Source organism: Streptomyces sp. NPDC048734, assembly GCF_043198675.1.
Classification (GTDB): Bacteria; Actinomycetota; Actinomycetes; order Streptomycetales; family Streptomycetaceae; genus Streptomyces.
Genome location: NZ_JBICUZ010000001.1, coordinates 614,784 through 631,154, shown reverse-complemented (window position 1 = coordinate 631,154; position 16,371 = coordinate 614,784). Strand labels below are relative to the sequence as shown.

The following is a 16,371-nucleotide window of genomic DNA, read 5'->3' as shown; positions in this document are numbered from 1 at the left end:
GTGTGAGCGAAGAGTGCCCGAAGGGGCAGGAGGAGAAGCCGACATGACCGTACTGGTCGGATACGTGCCCTCACCCGAGGGGGAGGCGGCGCTGCGGGCGGGGATCGACGAGGCCCGGCTGCGCGGCGAGAGGCTGCTGGTGGTGAACACCTCGCGCGGGGACGCCACGGTGGACCCGCGGTTCGCGCAGGAGCCCGAACTGGCCCATGTCCGCGAGGACCTGGCCGCGCTGGGCGTCGAGTTCGACGTCCGTCAGGTGCTCGGCGGCCGGGACGCGGCCGAGGAGATCGTCGAACTGGCGGCGGGGGCGGACGTGTCCCTCGTGGTGATAGGCCTGCGGCGGCGCAGCGCGGTCGGCAAGCTGATCATGGGATCGGCGGCGCAGCGGATCCTGCTGGACGCCGGGTGCCCGGTCCTCGCGGTGAAGGCGGCGGGTCCGGCGTGATCCTGAGGACGTTCGGCTGGTCGTTCGCCGTCACGGCGCTCGGGCTCGCCTTCGCGGCGTGGCAGTGGGGCTGGGAGGCCTTCGGGATCGTCCTGATCCTCTCCGTCCTGGAGATCTCGCTGTCGTTCGACAACGCGGTGGTCAACGCCGGGATCCTGAAGAAGATGAACGCCTTCTGGCAGAAGATCTTCCTCACCCTCGGCATCCTGGTCGCGGTGTTCGGCATGCGGCTGGTCTTCCCGGTGGTGATCGTGGCGATCAGCGCCGAGGTGGGCCCGGTGGAGGCCGTCCGGCTCGCCCTCGACGAGCCGCAGCGGTACCAGGGCATGGTCACCGACGCCCACCCGGCGATCGCGGCCTTCGGCGGCATGTTCCTGCTGATGATCTTCCTGGACTTCGTCCTCGAGGAGCGGGAGATCGCGTGGCTGGCCTGGCTGGAACGTCCGCTGGCCAGGCTGGGCAAGGTCGACATGCTGTCGGTGTGCGTCGCGCTGATCGTCCTGGCGGTGACGGCGACGACCTTCGCGACCCACGCGCACGTCAGCACCGGCCATGCCGACAAGTCGGCCACCGTGCTGCTCTCGGGTGTCGCCGGTCTGGTCACGTACCTCGTGGTCGGCGGCCTCTCCGCCCACTTCGAGGACAGGCTCGAGGAGGACGAGAACGAGGACGGGGACGGGGACGAGCAGGAGAGGGAGAAGGAGGGGACGGCGCAGGCGGCCGGGGCCGGGGGCCGGCCGGTCTCGGCGGTCGGCCTGGCGGGCAGGGCCGCGTTCTTCCTCTTCCTGTACCTGGAGGTCCTCGACGCCTCCTTCTCGTTCGACGGGGTGATCGGCGCCTTCGCCATCACCGACCACATCTTCTGGATGGCGCTCGGCCTCGGCATCGGCGCCATGTACGTCCGGTCGCTGACGATCCACCTGGTCCGCCGGGGCACCCTGGACGACTACGTCTACCTCGAACACGGCGCCCACTACGCGATCGGCGCCCTCGCCGTGATCCTGCTGGTCACCGTGGAGCACCAGATCAGTGAGATCGTCACCGGTCTGATCGGAGTGGTCCTGATCGCAGCCTCGTTCCTGTCGTCCGTGCGCCGCAACAAGGCGCTCGAGGCGGCCGGGGCGGTCCGGCCGGCCCCGGCGGAGGAGGCCGGCCGTTCCCTGACCGCGTAGTGCCCGCGGATCGTCCTTCCCCCGCGCGGCCGGCTCCGTCCCCCATCGGGCGGAGCCGGCCGCGCGTGCGTGACACCGCGTCTCCGCGTCGCTCTCCCCGTGCGGCCGACGCGGTCGGCACGATCCGCCGCCGCACCGCCCCGCGCGACCGTCCCGCCGACGGCCGGCGACCGGCGACCGTGCCCGACGGGGCGAACGCCGCCCGATGCTGCACTAGCCTCTTCACACTCCACGAAAGCGAACTGACGTACGTCGAAGACCACTTAGGGGAACACACGTGTCGGATCAGCGGCCGTCGTCATCGGACCCGGCGACGAGCGAGGCCGCCGCGCTGCGGCAGGCAGGCGCTTCCCCCCTGCGTCCGGACGACCCCGAACAGGTCGGTCCCTACGTGCCGTCGGCCCGGCTGGGCAGCGGCGGCATGGGCCGCGTCTACCTGGCACGCCCCGTCGACGACAGTCCCGGCCTGGTCGCCCTGAAGGTGATCCGGCCGGAGTACGCGGAGGACCCCCGGTTCCGGCGCCGGTTCGAACGGGAGGCGGCCGTGCACGCCAGGCTGCGCACCCCGCACGCGCCGAAGCTGTGCGGCACCGGTTTCCGGGACGAACTGCTGTGGATGGCCACCGAGTACCTCCCCGGACCGGACCTCGCGCAGGCCGTGCGGGAGGACGGCCCGCTCGCCACCGCCACGGTCTGGCAGGTCGCGGAGCACCTCGCGCGGGCCCTGTGCGAACTCGCCGCCGCGGACATCGTCCACCGCGACCTCAAGCCGTCCAACGTCCTGCTCACCCTCCGGGGCGCGCACGTCATCGACTTCGGCATCTCCAGGGCGGCGGAGGCGAGTTCGATCACCGGCACCGGCAACCGGGTCGGCACGCCCGCCTACATGGCACCGGAGCACCTCAGGACGGGCCGCTCCGAACCGGCGTCGGACGTGTTCTCGCTGGCGGGGACGCTGGTCTTCGCGGCGTCCGGACGGGCCCCGTTCGGCGACGGCACCGGCGTCGACGTCATGCACCGGGTGGCCTTCGAGGAACCCGACCGGGAACTGCTCGGCGGGATCTCGTCGGCGGACCCGGCACTCGGCGCACTGCTGTCGGCCTGCCTGGCCAAGGAGCCCGGCCGGCGCCCCACCCCGGCGGAACTCCTGCGGACGGCCGCACGGCACGCCGGCCCGCCCGGCTGGCCCGACCCGCTCGGCGGCAGGGTCCTGGCCCGGCAGCGGGCGTACGAGGTGCTGTTCCGCCTCCCGGTCGACCGCAGGGCCCGCTTAGGCCGCCCGACCCCGGCGCCGCCCCCTCCGCCTTCTTCGTCCTCCCCGTCCTCCCCGTCCGCGGAGCCGACGCCCTCCCCCGCGGCGACGCACCCGCCCGGCGCCCCTCGCGACGGCCGGCGCCGCAAGCCTCTGCTGGCCGGCGCCGCCACCCTCGTCCTCTGTCTGACCGCCGCGGGCCTCTACGCCCTGACCGGCCGGGACGACCCCGCCACGGCCGACTCTCCCGGACCGGTCGCGACCGCCCCCGCCGGGCCCGGTGCGGGTGGCGGCGGCACCGCCTCTCCCCTCTCGCGCGACGCCCTCAGCGGCACGTCCACCAGGGGCGGCAGCGCGGCCCGCCCCGACGGCTCCACCGACGAGACCTCCGGCCCCCTCGCCGCCGCCTCCCCCTCCTCCGACGGCCGCACGGCCTCCCCCGCCACCCCACCGGCCGGCCCCGGCGCCTCCACCGGCCCCACCCCCGCCCCGGCACCGAGCAGCCCCGCCGCGGAACCCGTGACCGCGCCCTGGAACACCGACTGCACCCACTACTCCGGCAGCGGCCGCACCCGCCGGGGCGACACCGGCAAACGCGTCCTGCAGGTGCAGTGCGTGCTGACGAAGCGCGGCTACGGCCTCGGCGACGCCGACGGAGACTTCGGCTCCGGCACGGAAACCGCCGTACGCGCTTTCCAGAACGACCGGGGACTGACCGCCGACGGCATCGTCGACCACGCCACCTGGACGGCCCTGCGCGCCGAGGACTGACGGCCCGACACCGTCTCCCGCTCCCGCCTCCTCTCCCCCGGTGCAGGTGGACCGCCTCGCCGCCCGCAACCGCCGCCTGGACACCGGCGCCGTCATGAGCCAGCCGGGCCTGACCGAGCAGCTGCGGGGTTGACGGGAGGAGTCGGCTTCAGGCTCCGGCCCCCGGCGGGGGCCGGAGCCCGAGGCCGATTGCCGACAGTCGGCTGTCGGCAGCTTCCGACGGCACCGGCGGCTCGGGGTCGCGCAGTCGGCCCAACGGACCGCTCCCCCGGCGGCGGAGCCGACGGGCCTGCGTAACATGAGGGCTGTGACAGCCCGTGCACAGCACCTCCGAGCGTCATCACCCGCGGGGTGGTGGCCGGCACTGCTGGTGCTCGGGCTGCTGATCGGCCTGTTCGGCATGCACGGCCTCGCACCGGGCGGAACCGCCGGCCGGCATTCCCCACCCCCCTCCCACGCCTCCCACTCCTGGCACGCCTCCCACTCCCCCGCCGCCCCGCAGCACGCGGACCCGGCGGTGGTGAGCGCCGAACACCTCTGTCACGGCGGCGGTGACGGCCGCGGGCACGCGGAGCACGCCGATCCGACGTGTTCCTCGGGCGCCGTGGGCGCGGGCCCGCTCCTCCCCGTACCGGCACTCGACCCCACCGGCCGGGCGGGGGAACCGGTGGGCAGCCGCTCGTCCACGGCGACCGGACCGGAGGACGCTCGCGCGCCTCCCTCACTCGCCGAACTGCAACTCCTGCGGATATAGGCCGGTTCCGAGCCGTATCGCCGCCGCCGCGTGTATCGCAACGGCCAGGCGTACGGCCCTCCGCCACGTCCCGCGCCCTTCGCGCGCCCCTTCGCACACCGCAGGAGTTCCCGCATGACCAGCACCCGTTCCCTGATCCGCCGCGCCGCGCTCGGCACGGCGGCCGTCACCGCCGCTCTCGTCCTCGCCGCCTGCGGCAGCGACGACGGCGGTTCCGACTCCGGAGCCGGCGCCGGCTCCGCGGCCAGGGAGTCGGCCTCGGCGAGCGCCGCGACCACCACCGAGGCACACAACGACCAGGACGTGTCCTTCGCGCAGGGCATGATCCCGCACCACGAGCAGGCCGTTCAGATGGCCCGGATGGCCGAGAGCCGTGCCTCCTCCAGCGAGGTCAAGGACCTCGCCGCGCGGATCGAGAAGGCGCAGGGCCCGGAGATCACGGCCATGTCCGGGTGGCTGAAGGCCTGGGGTGAGGACGTGCCGACGTCCATGCCCGGCATGGACCACTCGATGCACGGCACGGACGAGTCCTCGGGCCCGGGCATGCCCGGGATGATGGACACCGAGGACATGGACGAGCTGATGAGGGAGTCCGGCAAGGGCTTCGACTCGATGTTCCTGACCATGATGGTCGAGCACCACGAGGGGGCCGTGGAGATGGCCACCACGGAGCGGGAGAAGGGCCGGTACACGCCGGCCAAGGAGATGGCCGCGGACATCATCACCACGCAGAACGCCGAGATCGAGGAGATGAACGAGCTCCTCGGCAAGAGCTGACGACACCACCGTGCGGGGCCCGGGCCCGCGTCCACGCGGGCCCGGGCCTCAGGGTTTGGTGAGAGGGCCGGCGTGCAACGCGCTCAGGCGGCGCCGGTACTCCTCCTCGTCGATCTCCCCGCGGGCCAGCCGCTCCCGGAGGATGCCGTCCGGCGTGGGCGGGGCCGGGATGTGGGCGTGTTGCCGGGGGCTGCCGAGGGCGCGGATGCACAGCACGACGACCGTGATGACCAAGGCCCAGAACAGGATCATGCCGACCGACATCGCGAACCAGCCCCACCCGCCGACGTCGTGGTCGTACCAGAACATCATCGCCACTCACCTGCTTCGGCGTACCGGCGAACGAGGGCCGGACGGCCCCGGGACTTCTCGCCTTCACCCACATGGTCCCTCCGGTCAGGGCGGTAGATCTGGGGCCGGACGGTCCAGGACCACTGGGCCGTTCGGCCCTTGCCCGGCGGGGGGCACCCGGACACAGGCCGGACGGAGGCCGGCAAGGGAGGCGAGCGGCCCACGGGTGTCCTCGGCATCGTCGTCGTCCTGACGTCCGCCGTACTGCCCGCCGCGCCGGGCCGGTGCTTCTTCGGTCCCCGCCGTGTCGGGGTGGAGCGGCCCGGCAGGAGGGCGGGGTGCGGCGGGTGGAGGCGACGGAGCGGGGCGGCCACAGCCCTCACCTGATCAAGGTCCGCCAGGGAACGCCGGTGGAGCTGGTCCTCGACCGGCGGGAGGCCGGTTGGCGCGCCTCCCGTGGGGCCTTCCCCGATCCGAAGGCCGGCGCGGGCCTGCCCGCCCATGCCCGCGCCACCAACAGGGTTGACGGCCGCTCAGGCCTTCCGACGGGGAGAGCCGGACTCTGTCCCTGTCGTTCTCCCATCGCCGATGAGCCCTCTGCCGGAGCCCTTTCACAGCCCGTGCCGGTCAAGGATGCTCATCAGCTTGCGTCGGCGTTTGAGTTCCGCCCGCAGGCCGGCGAGATACCCGGTGAACGCGTCCTCGGTCCCCAGGGCGCGATGGCAGTCACGGGCCGCCAGGAGCAACCCGGCCAGGTGCTCGTAGGCATGATCCCCGGTCGGCTCCTTCGACCGCTCGACCAGCCGCAGGTACACGCCGAGTGCCTCGGCCGGACGTATCTCGCGCGACAGGTCGGCGAGTCGCTCCCACTGCCGGTCGTCCGCGCGGTCGGCCGCCTCGCGCCAGGCGGCGTCCAGGTCGCCGTCGTCGATCAGTACGTCGATCAGCACGGACCCGCCGTACCGGCCGCCGCGCTCACGACGGGCGTCCTCCCTCAAGATGGCCAGCGCCTCCGCGCGCTCGACCTCCCAGCAGCCTGCCGCCCAGGCGGCGGAGCGCAGCTGCCGGTAGGCGGCGAGGGACCCCTCGACACGGAACCGGTCCCGGCGCACCGCGAACGCGTCCGCCACCCGCCCCGTCTTCGCGTACCGGACGCATACATGCTCGACCAGACGGCTGTCGATGTGCGTCTCGGCGGCACAGTCCCGCAGTCCCCGCTCGGCCCAGTCGAGTGCCTCTTCCGCGCGGCCCGCCGTTTCCAGTTCCTCGGCAATGAGCAGGTGGGTGGCACCGGACGGATCGAGGTCCTGCGCATACAGGGCGACCAGTGCGTCGACGTCGCCCTCCGCCTTGACCAGGCGCTCCATCAGATACCGCTCCGCCCAGCCGGACGGCCTGCGCCTGAGTGCCTCAGCCACCAGCTGTCGAATGCGGGCCAGTCCGCTCGGCCCCAGCACGTCGGCATAGTCGAGCGGATCCAGGTCCGTCACATCGCTGTCGTCGGCGAGTAGACGTCCTACCAGCCACTCCGCCAGCCGCTCCGGATCGGAGCGTGCGACCCCGCAGGCCTCCAGATGGACCTCCGCCACTGCGGCGGCGGCCTCCCCGACCACGCCCTCCGAGTCGTCGATCTCCCCGTACGTCTCTCCCAGCACCCGGAGCGCCTCCTCGGCCAGAGCGACCGCCTGCGCGGCCTCCCCGTCGGCGGTCAAGGCGCGCAGGGCACTCGCCGCCTCGGCGACCTGTCGCCCGTAGCCGGAGGCATCCGCGTACTCGATGTACCCGTACCGGGCGAACGGCCGCGGATCGATCAGCGCGATGATCCGATCCCGGACCGTACCGAGGTCAGTGCGAGCAGCGGCTGCCCGCAGCTCCAAACGTCGGCGCAGTTCCCGGTCCTCGGCGACCTGCTCCCGCACCAGCACCAGGAGTTGGTCGCGTGACAGCCCGGAAAGCCACGCTTCCAAGCCGGAAGACCGTGCCCGCGCCGCGGCCCGCTGCTGCGGAATCGTCTTCGCCCGCCGCAACACGGTCAACCCGACCGCCACACAGTGCTTGCAGAAGTTGCCCCCCTGCCCGTACGGGCAATCGCACCATCCCGAGATCCCGTCACCCCCGCCGAGGGTGAGTTCCACCTCGTAGACATCCGTACCGTGCACCACGGCGGTGACCGAGCCCTCCCCCACATCCAGACCACTCACCGCGTCCAGATACCCCAGCCCCCGCTCGAAGGACCGAGCCCCGGCCAGTACCCTCAGATCGTCCTCGCCGAATCCCACCACTTTCCGTGCCACACCGGCATTCAACCGCGGATCGGCAGCTCTTGGAGACCCGATCGACCCGTCGGTCCGCCCGCCCCCTTGATGCCTCGGCGTCAGCGCCGTAGCGGGCCTCCTGTGGACCGCGGTCTAACCCACACCGCCGCTTTCGCCCATCTCACGGGGGTGGATGTGCCTGGCGTTGGTGGGGCTGCTGGCCTCAGTGCGCACCACTGAGTCACGGCGATGACAAAGGAAACCACGTGCCACGCCACAACTCCCGTCACTCGGTGGGCAGCCGACGGCTGAGGCAGGCGCACTTGTCAACGGCCGATCGCCCGGGCCCGTCACAACCTACGTACACGAACACCGGGAAGGTCGTCGAAGCGCGCTCGCTTGTCGTAGGTGACTACTGTGCGTGCGGTGGTCAGGGCGGTTGCCGCGATGATCAGATCGTGGGCTCCCCTGGGCTGGCCGGCCCTGCGGACGTGGGCGAGCAGTCGCGCATGAGCTCGCGCGATGTCCACTGTGTACTCCTCGACCGGAACCGTGGCGAGGACGGCGTCGACGAATGACTGGCGGGCAAGCCGGCTGGTGTCGTCGGCCAGTTCGACGCCCTGGAGCAACTCCGCGGCTGTGATAGCGGCGATCACCGGGTCGTCATCGTCCGCGAGTACATGGTCGAGGACGACTTTCCGGCGCTCGACCGCGATCAATACGCCGGTGTCCAGGATCAGTCGTTCCACGGATCGTCCAGGGTCAGCAGATCACGGGTGGCCATCACATCGCGCTCGAAGGCGTCGTCGAGGGTGTCGACGTAGGGCAGGAGGGCATCCTTCACCGCACGGCCCGTGGCTTTGGGCGCCGGGCCGAGCACGGCCAGGCGTTTGCCCCCGCGGGTGATCACGATGGTTTCGCCGCGTTCCGCGCTGTCCAGCACGGAGGCGAAGTTCCGTGATGCTTCGGTAGCGGTCATCGTCTTCATGACCTCATGTTCTCAGAGAATCTGATACCCGACAAGGCAGGGTCGAGCCTCTGACGACCTCCCCTGCTTGACGTGTGACATCTCAAGCCGAAGAGCGGCCGGAGAGCGGTGCCCGGCAGGCTGGGGCGGGAGGACAGCGGAGGCGCCGACGGTCAGGCCGCCGGCTTCCTGCGGGCCCGCTCCATTTCCTCGCGCCCCCTGCACGTCCCCTGGATCCTGCTTTCGGCTTCCCTGCGTAACCTCCAGCAGCCGAGTTTGTTTCTATATCGCCGCAGGTCAGAGCCTTGACAGGGGTACCCAGACACCCGCCGTGACATGTGAGGCTCTACTTGTGAGCAGCGGATTCTCTCCGTTGGGGCCGAGTAGGCGCCCCAGAGGCACTGAAAAGACGTTTCCGCAGCTCAGGGCATGTTACTGGTGGGGCGGGTGGGACTCGAACCCACGGCCGGCGGATTATGAGTCCTTTGAGGATCTTGGCGGTCCTTGCCAATAAACGTCCTTTCATGACGTTTTTGCTGGTCAGACTGGGTGCGCCGTGTCTTCGTGTCTCAGTCTTTGTCAGTCCGTTCCTATCCTTGCGTCCCAGCTGCGTCCCGACATCGCCCCCAGACGGCCAGAAACACCGGGGAGTCGGGCGATTTCGCCAGCTCGGAGACAGGTTCCGGACCCGCTCGCAGCGGATTCCCTTTCCAACGCACCATGGCTCCTCAGAACCCGAGTCCGTTCACCCTCCTCCAATGAGCGCGTTTCAACCTGAAGTTGCAGGTCCCGGGTCTGGCGTGGGCCGCGGGTGGGATGCTCGTGCCGGTCGGAGGTGTGATCGGTAGGAGGTGATCGTCCGTCAGCGGTGGACCTCGGCGTTCGTCAGCACGAGGAGCGCCCGTAGCAGCGTGGTCGCGTGTCGGGCGTTCATGCGGACCTTGGTGAGGATCCGCCAGTTCTTCAGGTCGGCGAAGCCGTGCTCGTTGGCCGCTCGTTCACGGCTGACCAGCCGGTTCGCCTCCTTCTGGGCGTCGGTGAGTGGATGGCCGCGGGTCGCCCGCCGGCCGGTGACGATGACCGGGTCGTCGGGGTCGTCGTCCAGGCCGACGAAGCCGAGATCGGCCACAGCGCCCAGACCGGCCTCCCGCAGGTGGGTGGTGATCCTGTTGTGGCGGGCGGTGGTGATCTCGCTGAAGCGCCCCGGCTTCGCCGCCGAGATCCAGACCAGGTTGCCCGTCTCGTCGGTCAGGGCGAGGAACAGCAGGCCGTGGGCCTTGTGCTTGCCCGAATAGTTCGGCCGGTTCTCGTTCCCTGTGCGTCGGCGGGTGCGGACGAGGGTGCCGTCGAGCAGGACGACGACGCCACCCTTTCGGGCGATTTTCTTCAGGGCGCGGTCCAGTCGCGGGGCACGGGCCGACAGCAACTCAACATCAAACTGCACGCGGTCGCCGAGATGGTGATCGGCTGGGCGCTGGGGCAGTCACTGCCGGAGACGGTGGAGCGTGAGAGCTGGACCAGGCCGTACAGCGCCGCTCGCGGCAGGACGATGCCCCGGGCCGGCCCCAGTAGAGCGGTCAGGGCTCGAGAGCCTGCTCGCTCAGGAAGCTCCGGTACGACGGCAGGGGTCCCACCGTCCCCACCGGCGTCACGAGGGAGTCAGTGTGATCGTTGTCGCCGTGCCCAGCGCGCCGTCCGTGGGGGTCGTGTGCACGGTGGCGCCGCGGTCGCCGATGAGGCGGGCCAGGGCGGCGTCGTCCGGTTGCAGGCGGCCGTGCTCGAAGAGGACCAGGGTCGCGTGGGTTCCCGGGGGCGGGGTCGTGCGGCGGTACTGGGCGTAGGTGACCGCGTCGCAGCCCGAGTACCAGCCCATCTCCGGTTCGTAGCCGGTGACCAGGAGGCAGGGGACGTCCGTCGCGAGCCGCTCGGCGACCGGGACGGTGGAGCGGCTGAGGCGGTCGGGGCCGGGCATCGCTGCGTGGGCCACAACCTGGGCCGTGCCGACGGTGGTCAGGCCGGCCAGTCCGGCGACGGCGGCGAGCAGGCCCCTGTTCCTGTTCCTGCGCCCGGTCAGTTCCGCCAGGGCCTCGACCCCCAGGAGGGTGAGCAGGATGACCGGGAGGTGGACGAACCGCGGTTCTCCGTCCGTCACCAGACCGAGGACGACGAAGACGAGGACGGACGTCGAGCCCAGGAACACACGGCGTGTGGCGCGCGCCCCACCGTCTCCGTCGCGCAGGGCGCGTACCGCCAGGAGCAGTCCGCCGGTCATCACGACCGCTCCCAGGTCTCCGGCCAGGCGGTAGGGGAAGATCGCGAGGTAGTAGGCGAGGCCGTCGCCCACGTATGTGCGGTTGGCCTGGGAGCCGGCCCACAGGATCAGGCCGAGCGGGGATCCGGTGACCTGCGTGGCGTGGACGAAGTGCGGCAGCAGGCCGAGGGTGAAGATGGCCAGTGCTGCGGCGAGGCGGCGGCCCTGGGCGAGCCAGGCGCGCGGGCCGTAGGCGAACAGCGCGGCCCCAGCTATCGCCAGGAGGTTGCCCACGCTGCCGTAGCGCAGGTAGAAGGCGGCCACCGCCACGGCGGCTGCGACGGGCAGGGCGTGGGAGCGCCGTACTTCCTGGGCGCGCGTGAGGAGGAAGACGACGATCAGCAGCAGGCCGGTGGTGCCGATGTCGTTGAGGAACTCCGGGACGCGGCGCAGGAATCCGAGGCCGGAGAGCAGGAGAAGGACGACCACCACGGCGCGGCGGGGCGTGGTCCAGCGGGCTGCGACGACGTAGGTCGCGGTGAGGGTGAAGAGCGTGAGCAGCAGGGCCACCGCACGCAGGCTGCCCACGTCGTCGTGGACGGTGAGCGCCAGGCGCCCCAGCACGGGGAGGCCGAGGGGGCGGTAGGGGCCCCAGCCTGCGTCGGGGGTGCCGCCGGCCCAGGAGCGGGCCTTGTTGGCGTACACGGCCTCCTCGTGTCCCAGATAAGGCTCGTGATCCTGGAGTGCGGCCCAGATTCCGGCCGTCAGGGCCAGCACGGCCACCAGGTATGCCGCGCCCGGTATCCGGCGCAGCACACGCATCGCCACCACCAGCGGCCGGGGTGGGTCCGCCCGCCGCCACCGGGGGCGGGCGAGCCACCAGGCGGGGGCCGCGCCCAGGAGGAAGGGCCAGGGCTGCCAGCCGGGCAGCAGGCTGCCCAGGCCCGCGGCCAGCAGCAGTTGCTGGGCCACCGCGGCGAGGGTCAGTACGGCGGCGGCTACGCGGGCCACACCTGCAGTGCTCCTGTTTGACATCCCGGCAACGCCTCCACCATGCTTGTATTAATTCATTAATACAAGCACACTGTTGCTCATGGAAGGTGATGTGGTCGAGTACCGGATCGACCGTGGCAGCGGCGTTCCCGCCTATGTGCAGATCGTGGAGCAGACCGAACGGGCGCTGCGGATGGGCACGTTGAAGGTCGGGGACAAGCTGCCCACGGCCAGGGAAGTGGTGGCGGCGACAGCCATCAACCCCAATACCGTGCTGCGGGCCTACCGCGACATGGAGCAGGCCGGCCTGGTCGAACTGCGCCGCGGTCTGGGGACCTTCGTGACGCGCTCGCTCGCCCGGCCCGGCGCGGAAAACGACTCACCCCTGCGCGCGGAACTCACCGACTGGACGGCACGCGCACGGGCGGCGGGTTTAGAAAGGGCCGACATCCTGGCCCTGGTCGCAGCCGCCCTGGACGCCCACGACAGCAAGCAAGACGAGCACTCCCCGGGCGACCGGGAGCAGAAAATGGAGGAAGCATGACCGGGCCTGACGCGCCGGCCGCGCTGCGCGCCACTGGACTCGGATTCCGGTATCGGGTGCGCGGCGGCTGGACCCTGCAGGACTGCGAGTTCACCGTGCCCAGGGGCCGTATCACTGCCCTCGTCGGACGCAACGGCGCCGGCAAGAGCACCCTGCTGCACCTGGCCGGCGGCCTGCTACGCCCCCGCACCGGGGACATACGGGTACTGGACACCGCACCCGGCACGCCCGGGGCCCGCGCCAGGGTCGCACTGCTCACCCAGGACAAACCGCTCTACCCCCGCTTCACCGTGGCGGACACCCTGCGGATGGGGCAGAAGCTGAACGCCTCATGGGACCAGGCTGCCTCCGAGCGGACCGCCCGCGAGGGCGGCATCGCACTCGCCGCCCGCGTAGGGGAACTGTCCCCCGGGCAGCGCACCCGTGTCGCGCTCGCCCTGGCGCTCGGCAAGCGGCCCGAACTGCTGCTGCTCGACGAGCCGATGGCCGACCTCGACCCCGTGTCACGGGGCGAGATCATGGCGGCGTTGATGACCGAGGCCGCCGAGCGCGGCACGAGCATCGTCTTGTCCTCGCACGTCCTGCCCGAACTGGAACAGACCTGCGACTGGGTACTGGTCCTGCGGGACGGGCGCATCGAATTGAGCGAAGACGCCGAGGCGCTGCGCGAGAACCACACCGTACTGACCGGACACGCCGACCAGGCCGACGCCCTGGCCGCACGGCACACCGTCGTCCACCGCCGCGCCGGTGGCCGACAGCTGACCGCCCTGATACGACAGCAGGGACCACTGCGCGGCGACTGGCACGCCGAGCGGCCCACGCTGGAGGACATCCTGATCGGCTACCTGCAGGCCAACGACACGCTGCGCCCGGCCGGCGCCGGGCGGACGGAGGCGGCGGCGTGAACGGCTCCCTCCGAACCGGCTCTCTCTGGCACGGCTCCCTCTGGCTCGCCTGGCGTCAGCAGCGAGTGCTGGTCGGCGTCGGCGCGGCCGCACTGGCCACTGCCGCGGCGATCGCCGCGTACAACCGCTCGGGCATGCTGGACGCCCTGCACAGCGGACTGTTCGACCACTGCGGCACCGGACCGCTGTACTGCACGCAGTCCGACACCGGCATGCCCCTGCTGCTGGACATCGAGCCGCTGAAGTACCTCGGCACGCTGAACATCGTGCTGCCCGTCATCATCGGCGTCTTCTGGGGCGCGCCCCTGCTGGGCCGCGACCGGGAACTGGGCACGCACCGCATGGTCCTCGCCCAAGGCGTGAGCCGCGGCCGGTGGTTCGCCTCCCGGATGGCGCTCGCCGCGGTAACCACGGTGGCCGTCTCCGGCGTGCTCGCGGGGCTGTTCGCGTGGTGGTGGCAACCGGCCGCGGACCGGAGTTACGGCCTGTTCTGGTACGAGAACACCGCCCTGAGCGGCTCGGGCCCGAGTGTCGTCGCAGCCGCCCTGTTCGGCCTGGCGGCCGGCACACTGCTGGGTTTGCTGGCCCGCCGGGTGCTGGCCGCGATGGGTCTGACCCTCCTGGTGACAGGGGCGACGACCCTCCTGCTGCAGTGGACGCACAGGACCCGCCTGCTGGTCCCGCCGCACACCTACACCAGCGCCGGCAGCATCCCCAAGCCACCCATGGACGAGAAGTGGTCGACCGGCCACTACGGGCTGATCACCGCCTCCGGCCGCCACGACGACGTAATGAACTGCCCCTTCCCCTCAAGCGCCCAGCTCAAGGAGTGCATGGCCCAGCACGGCTACGTCGCCCGCTTCTACGAGGCCAACCCGGCCAGCGACTACTGGACCTTCCAGTGGACCGACACAGCCCTTCTCGGCGGCCTCGCCCTCCTGCTCACGGCTGTCACCATGCTGCTCCTGCGCCGCCGCGTCTGACCATGCTGCGTCACCTGTAACACCCCATACCCCTTTCGTCCCGCACCCCTTCATCCCCTCACCCGGGGCCCCTTTGCACGGAGGTCGCTTCGCCATGCCCGCAGACGCCAAGTCACCGAAGAAACTGCGCAACAACCGCGCCGCCCTCACCCACAAGGTCGGCTACGCCCTGCGCCACCCCGGCCGCGTCGCCCCATACCTCAGCCGGGCCGGCCGGGACGCCTGGCTGCGCCTGAAGCACCCCGACCACGTCGGCTACTACCGGGCCGTCATGGCCTCCGACACCCGCCGCAACCCCGAAGCCGCGGTCGGCAGTCAGACCCATGACCGCTGGCTGGCGCTCGGGCAGATGCAGTTCGACTACCTCACCGAGCACGGGCTGCGCCCCGAGCACCGCATGCTCGACATCGGCTGCGGCAACCTGCGCGGCGGCTGGCGCTTCATCGACCACCTCGACGCCGGCCACTACTACGGCATCGACATCTCGCCCGACATCCTGATCGCCGCCAAGAGGACTCTCGCCGAGCGCCACCTCCAGGACAAGCTGCCGCACCTGACCATCACCGACGACCTCACCCTGGACTTCCTGCCCAGCGACCACTTCGACGTCATCCACGCGCACAGCGTCTTCTCCCACTCGCCGCTGGACGTCATCGAGGAGTGCCTCGCCCACGTCGGCCGGGTGCTGACCGACACCGGGTTCTTCGACTTCACCTTCGACCGCACCGAGGGCGCCGAACACCAGGTTCTGCGCGAGGACTTCTACTACCGCACCGAGACCCTCCTGGCCCTGACCCGCAAGCACGGCCTGCATGCCTGCTTCATGGACGACTGGGAGGAACGCCCGCACGGCCAGTCGAAGATACGCGTCAGCCGCTGACCTCTGGCCTCGCGCGGAGAAGGATCGCCCTGACACCCTGAGAAGAACGAGGAAACACGCGAGACGATGCAAGAACACGGAGACGTACGGCGCTTCCCGCGGACACTCGCCTTGCATCCCGCGATCGAGGACGAACCGTGCGGACGGGCCGATGCCGCCAGGGCGGACACCCCCGCTGTGCCGTGTGTGGCGATCTCCCTTGCCCGGGAGCGGAGCGGTCGCCTCCTGAGAGAGGCACGCAGAACGCAGCTGCTACCAGCGATGGTCAACCCCCTGGGGGGCGCTGCAGGCCTATGGCGAGCTCCTGACCCGACGGCCACGCCCGCTGGCCGCTCGGCGACGGGCTTCGCCCGACACGGTCGCGGCATAGCTACCTGAGCCACCCGCACCCGCTTCCGTTTCCCTGCGTCCCATCAGCGTCCCAACTTGGGCACGCGCACCCTCAAAGACGCCGCCCGCGTCACCTCTCCGGCACCCCTCGAGCGCATCCGTGCAGTTCAGAGAGGTCTCGAGTACCCCATAGGGACGACGGGGTCGAAGTCACGAGCAGCGGATTCAGTACGTTCGCCCAAAGTCCTGAATCCGCACCCCCACTGAGACGTTTCCGCAGTTCACAGGGGTGCATGGTGGGGCGGGTGGGACTCGAACCCACGGCCGACGGATTATGAGTCCGCTGCTCTAACCGGCTGAGCTACCGCCCCATAGCGGCGTGTCGCGTACACGTGTGCGCGCCGTCTGCCGCAGCATAGCCGCTCATACGATCTCACGCTCCGCCTGGTCCGACGCCGCATGACCATGAGGACCGCGCTGCCACCTGCCCGGTTCCCGGCGACATGAAAAAGGACCCCTAAGGGTCCTCGATCACGATGCTCCCCCGACTGGACTCGAACCAGTAACCTGCCGGTTAACAGCCGGCTGCTCTGCCAATTGAGCTACGGAGGACCGAGCTCCCCCGACTGGACTCGAACCAGTAACCTGCCGGTTAACAGCCGGCTGCTCTGCCAATTGAGCTACGGAGGAATGCCTCGTTCGCATCGAACGCCCTTACCTGGGTATTCGCCAGGGGGCGGACGCTCGCTGCGACACATACATTAGCGCAAGCAGGGGGGTGCTCCGCCAATCGGTTCC

At 70.9% G+C, this 16,371-nt stretch carries 15 protein-coding genes and 3 tRNA genes; 9 read left to right on the top strand and 9 right to left on the bottom strand.

Annotated elements, in window-relative coordinates; genetic code table 11:
* Positions 1-43 precede the first annotated feature (43 nt).
* The 5 genes from ACGFQC_RS02745 (at position 44) to ACGFQC_RS02725 (ending at position 5,171) form a co-directional block, all read left to right on the top strand.
* Entirely contained in the window at positions 44-445 is a 402-nt protein-coding gene (locus ACGFQC_RS02745; protein WP_363088100.1) for a universal stress protein, read from the top strand.
* Complete coding sequence (locus tag ACGFQC_RS02740) at positions 442-1,617, top strand: DUF475 domain-containing protein (RefSeq protein ID WP_363088101.1); 1,176 nt, start codon at positions 442-444, stop codon at positions 1,615-1,617. Before ACGFQC_RS02745 ends, ACGFQC_RS02740 begins: the two co-directional genes overlap by 4 nt.
* 277 nt (positions 1,618-1,894) lie before the next feature.
* Complete coding sequence (locus ACGFQC_RS02735) at positions 1,895-3,640, top strand: serine/threonine-protein kinase (protein ID WP_363088102.1); 1,746 nt, start codon at positions 1,895-1,897, stop codon at positions 3,638-3,640.
* A 307-nt stretch (positions 3,641-3,947) separates the two neighbouring features.
* Entirely contained in the window at positions 3,948-4,394 is a 447-nt protein-coding gene (locus ACGFQC_RS02730; protein WP_393287604.1) for a DUF6153 family protein, read from the top strand.
* Positions 4,395-4,508: 114 nt separating this feature from the next.
* A complete protein-coding gene (locus ACGFQC_RS02725; RefSeq protein ID WP_363088104.1) occupies positions 4,509-5,171 on the top strand; it encodes a DUF305 domain-containing protein in 663 nt (220 codons plus the stop codon).
* A 48-nt stretch (positions 5,172-5,219) separates the two neighbouring features.
* Here the strand turns inward: ACGFQC_RS02725 and ACGFQC_RS02720 are convergent, their stop codons facing one another.
* The 6 genes from ACGFQC_RS02720 to ACGFQC_RS02695 form a co-directional block, all read right to left on the bottom strand.
* Positions 5,220-5,483 carry an SHOCT domain-containing protein gene (locus tag ACGFQC_RS02720; RefSeq protein ID WP_363088105.1) on the bottom strand — a complete coding sequence of 88 codons (264 nt, stop codon included), beginning with the start codon at positions 5,481-5,483 and terminating at the stop codon, positions 5,220-5,222.
* A 590-nt stretch (positions 5,484-6,073) separates the two neighbouring features.
* Positions 6,074-7,756, bottom strand: a complete 1,683-nt coding sequence (locus ACGFQC_RS02715; protein WP_363088106.1) for an SWIM zinc finger family protein — start codon at positions 7,754-7,756, stop codon at positions 6,074-6,076.
* Between the two features lie 311 nt (positions 7,757-8,067).
* Complete coding sequence (locus ACGFQC_RS02710; RefSeq protein WP_363088107.1) at positions 8,068-8,466, bottom strand: PIN domain-containing protein; 399 nt, start codon at positions 8,464-8,466, stop codon at positions 8,068-8,070.
* Positions 8,454-8,705: a type II toxin-antitoxin system Phd/YefM family antitoxin gene (locus ACGFQC_RS02705; protein ID WP_363088108.1), complete on the bottom strand. Its 252-nt coding sequence runs from the start codon at positions 8,703-8,705 to the stop codon at positions 8,454-8,456. The genes ACGFQC_RS02710 and ACGFQC_RS02705 overlap by 13 nt, the downstream gene beginning before the upstream one ends.
* Before the next feature lie 841 nt (positions 8,706-9,546).
* Positions 9,547-10,128: a transposase family protein gene (locus ACGFQC_RS02700; RefSeq protein WP_363088109.1), complete on the bottom strand. Its 582-nt coding sequence runs from the start codon at positions 10,126-10,128 to the stop codon at positions 9,547-9,549.
* Between the two features lie 204 nt (positions 10,129-10,332).
* Positions 10,333-11,946 (bottom strand): glycosyltransferase family 39 protein, encoded by a 1,614-nt coding sequence (locus ACGFQC_RS02695; RefSeq protein WP_363088110.1) that lies wholly within the window; start codon positions 11,944-11,946, stop codon positions 10,333-10,335.
* A gap of 82 nt (positions 11,947-12,028) precedes the next feature.
* On the opposite strand from ACGFQC_RS02695, the gene ACGFQC_RS02690 reads away from it, so the two are divergent.
* The 4 genes from ACGFQC_RS02690 to ACGFQC_RS02675 all read left to right on the top strand — a co-directional run bounded on the left by ACGFQC_RS02690 (position 12,029) and on the right by ACGFQC_RS02675 (position 15,243).
* Positions 12,029-12,472 carry a GntR family transcriptional regulator gene (locus tag ACGFQC_RS02690; RefSeq protein ID WP_363088111.1) on the top strand — a complete coding sequence of 148 codons (444 nt, stop codon included), beginning with the start codon at positions 12,029-12,031 and terminating at the stop codon, positions 12,470-12,472.
* Positions 12,469-13,380 carry an ABC transporter ATP-binding protein gene (locus ACGFQC_RS02685; RefSeq protein ID WP_363088112.1) on the top strand — a complete coding sequence of 304 codons (912 nt, stop codon included), beginning with the start codon at positions 12,469-12,471 and terminating at the stop codon, positions 13,378-13,380. The genes ACGFQC_RS02690 and ACGFQC_RS02685 overlap by 4 nt, the downstream gene beginning before the upstream one ends.
* Positions 13,377-14,363: a transporter gene (locus tag ACGFQC_RS02680; RefSeq protein ID WP_363088113.1), complete on the top strand. Its 987-nt coding sequence runs from the start codon at positions 13,377-13,379 to the stop codon at positions 14,361-14,363. The genes ACGFQC_RS02685 and ACGFQC_RS02680 overlap by 4 nt, the downstream gene beginning before the upstream one ends.
* A 94-nt stretch (positions 14,364-14,457) precedes the next feature.
* Complete coding sequence (locus ACGFQC_RS02675) at positions 14,458-15,243, top strand: class I SAM-dependent methyltransferase (protein WP_363088114.1); 786 nt, start codon at positions 14,458-14,460, stop codon at positions 15,241-15,243.
* Positions 15,244-15,867: 624 nt separating this feature from the next.
* Here ACGFQC_RS02675 and ACGFQC_RS02670 read toward each other — a convergent pair.
* The 3 genes from ACGFQC_RS02670 to ACGFQC_RS02660 form a co-directional block, all read right to left on the bottom strand.
* Positions 15,868-15,944: transfer RNA gene (locus ACGFQC_RS02670), tRNA-Ile, on the bottom strand.
* Positions 15,945-16,112: 168 nt separating this feature from the next.
* Positions 16,113-16,185 (bottom strand) — tRNA-Asn (locus ACGFQC_RS02665).
* 5 nt (positions 16,186-16,190) lie between these two features.
* Positions 16,191-16,263 (bottom strand) — tRNA-Asn (locus ACGFQC_RS02660).
* Between the last annotated feature and the right edge of the window lie 108 nt (positions 16,264-16,371).

Coding starts and splice junctions, on each gene's coding strand:
- ACGFQC_RS02690 (WP_363088111.1), top strand. CDS start 12,029: ATGGAAGGTGATGTGGTCGAGTACCGGATCGACCGTGGCAGCGGCGTT.
- ACGFQC_RS02685 (WP_363088112.1), top strand. CDS start 12,469: ATGACCGGGCCTGACGCGCCGGCCGCGCTGCGCGCCACTGGACTCGGA.
- ACGFQC_RS02725 (WP_363088104.1), top strand. CDS start 4,509: ATGACCAGCACCCGTTCCCTGATCCGCCGCGCCGCGCTCGGCACGGCG.
- ACGFQC_RS02745 (WP_363088100.1), top strand. CDS start 44: ATGACCGTACTGGTCGGATACGTGCCCTCACCCGAGGGGGAGGCGGCG.
- ACGFQC_RS02705 (WP_363088108.1), bottom strand. CDS start 8,705: ATGAAGACGATGACCGCTACCGAAGCATCACGGAACTTCGCCTCCGTG.
- ACGFQC_RS02720 (WP_363088105.1), bottom strand. CDS start 5,483: ATGATGTTCTGGTACGACCACGACGTCGGCGGGTGGGGCTGGTTCGCG.
- ACGFQC_RS02675 (WP_363088114.1), top strand. CDS start 14,458: ATGCCCGCAGACGCCAAGTCACCGAAGAAACTGCGCAACAACCGCGCC.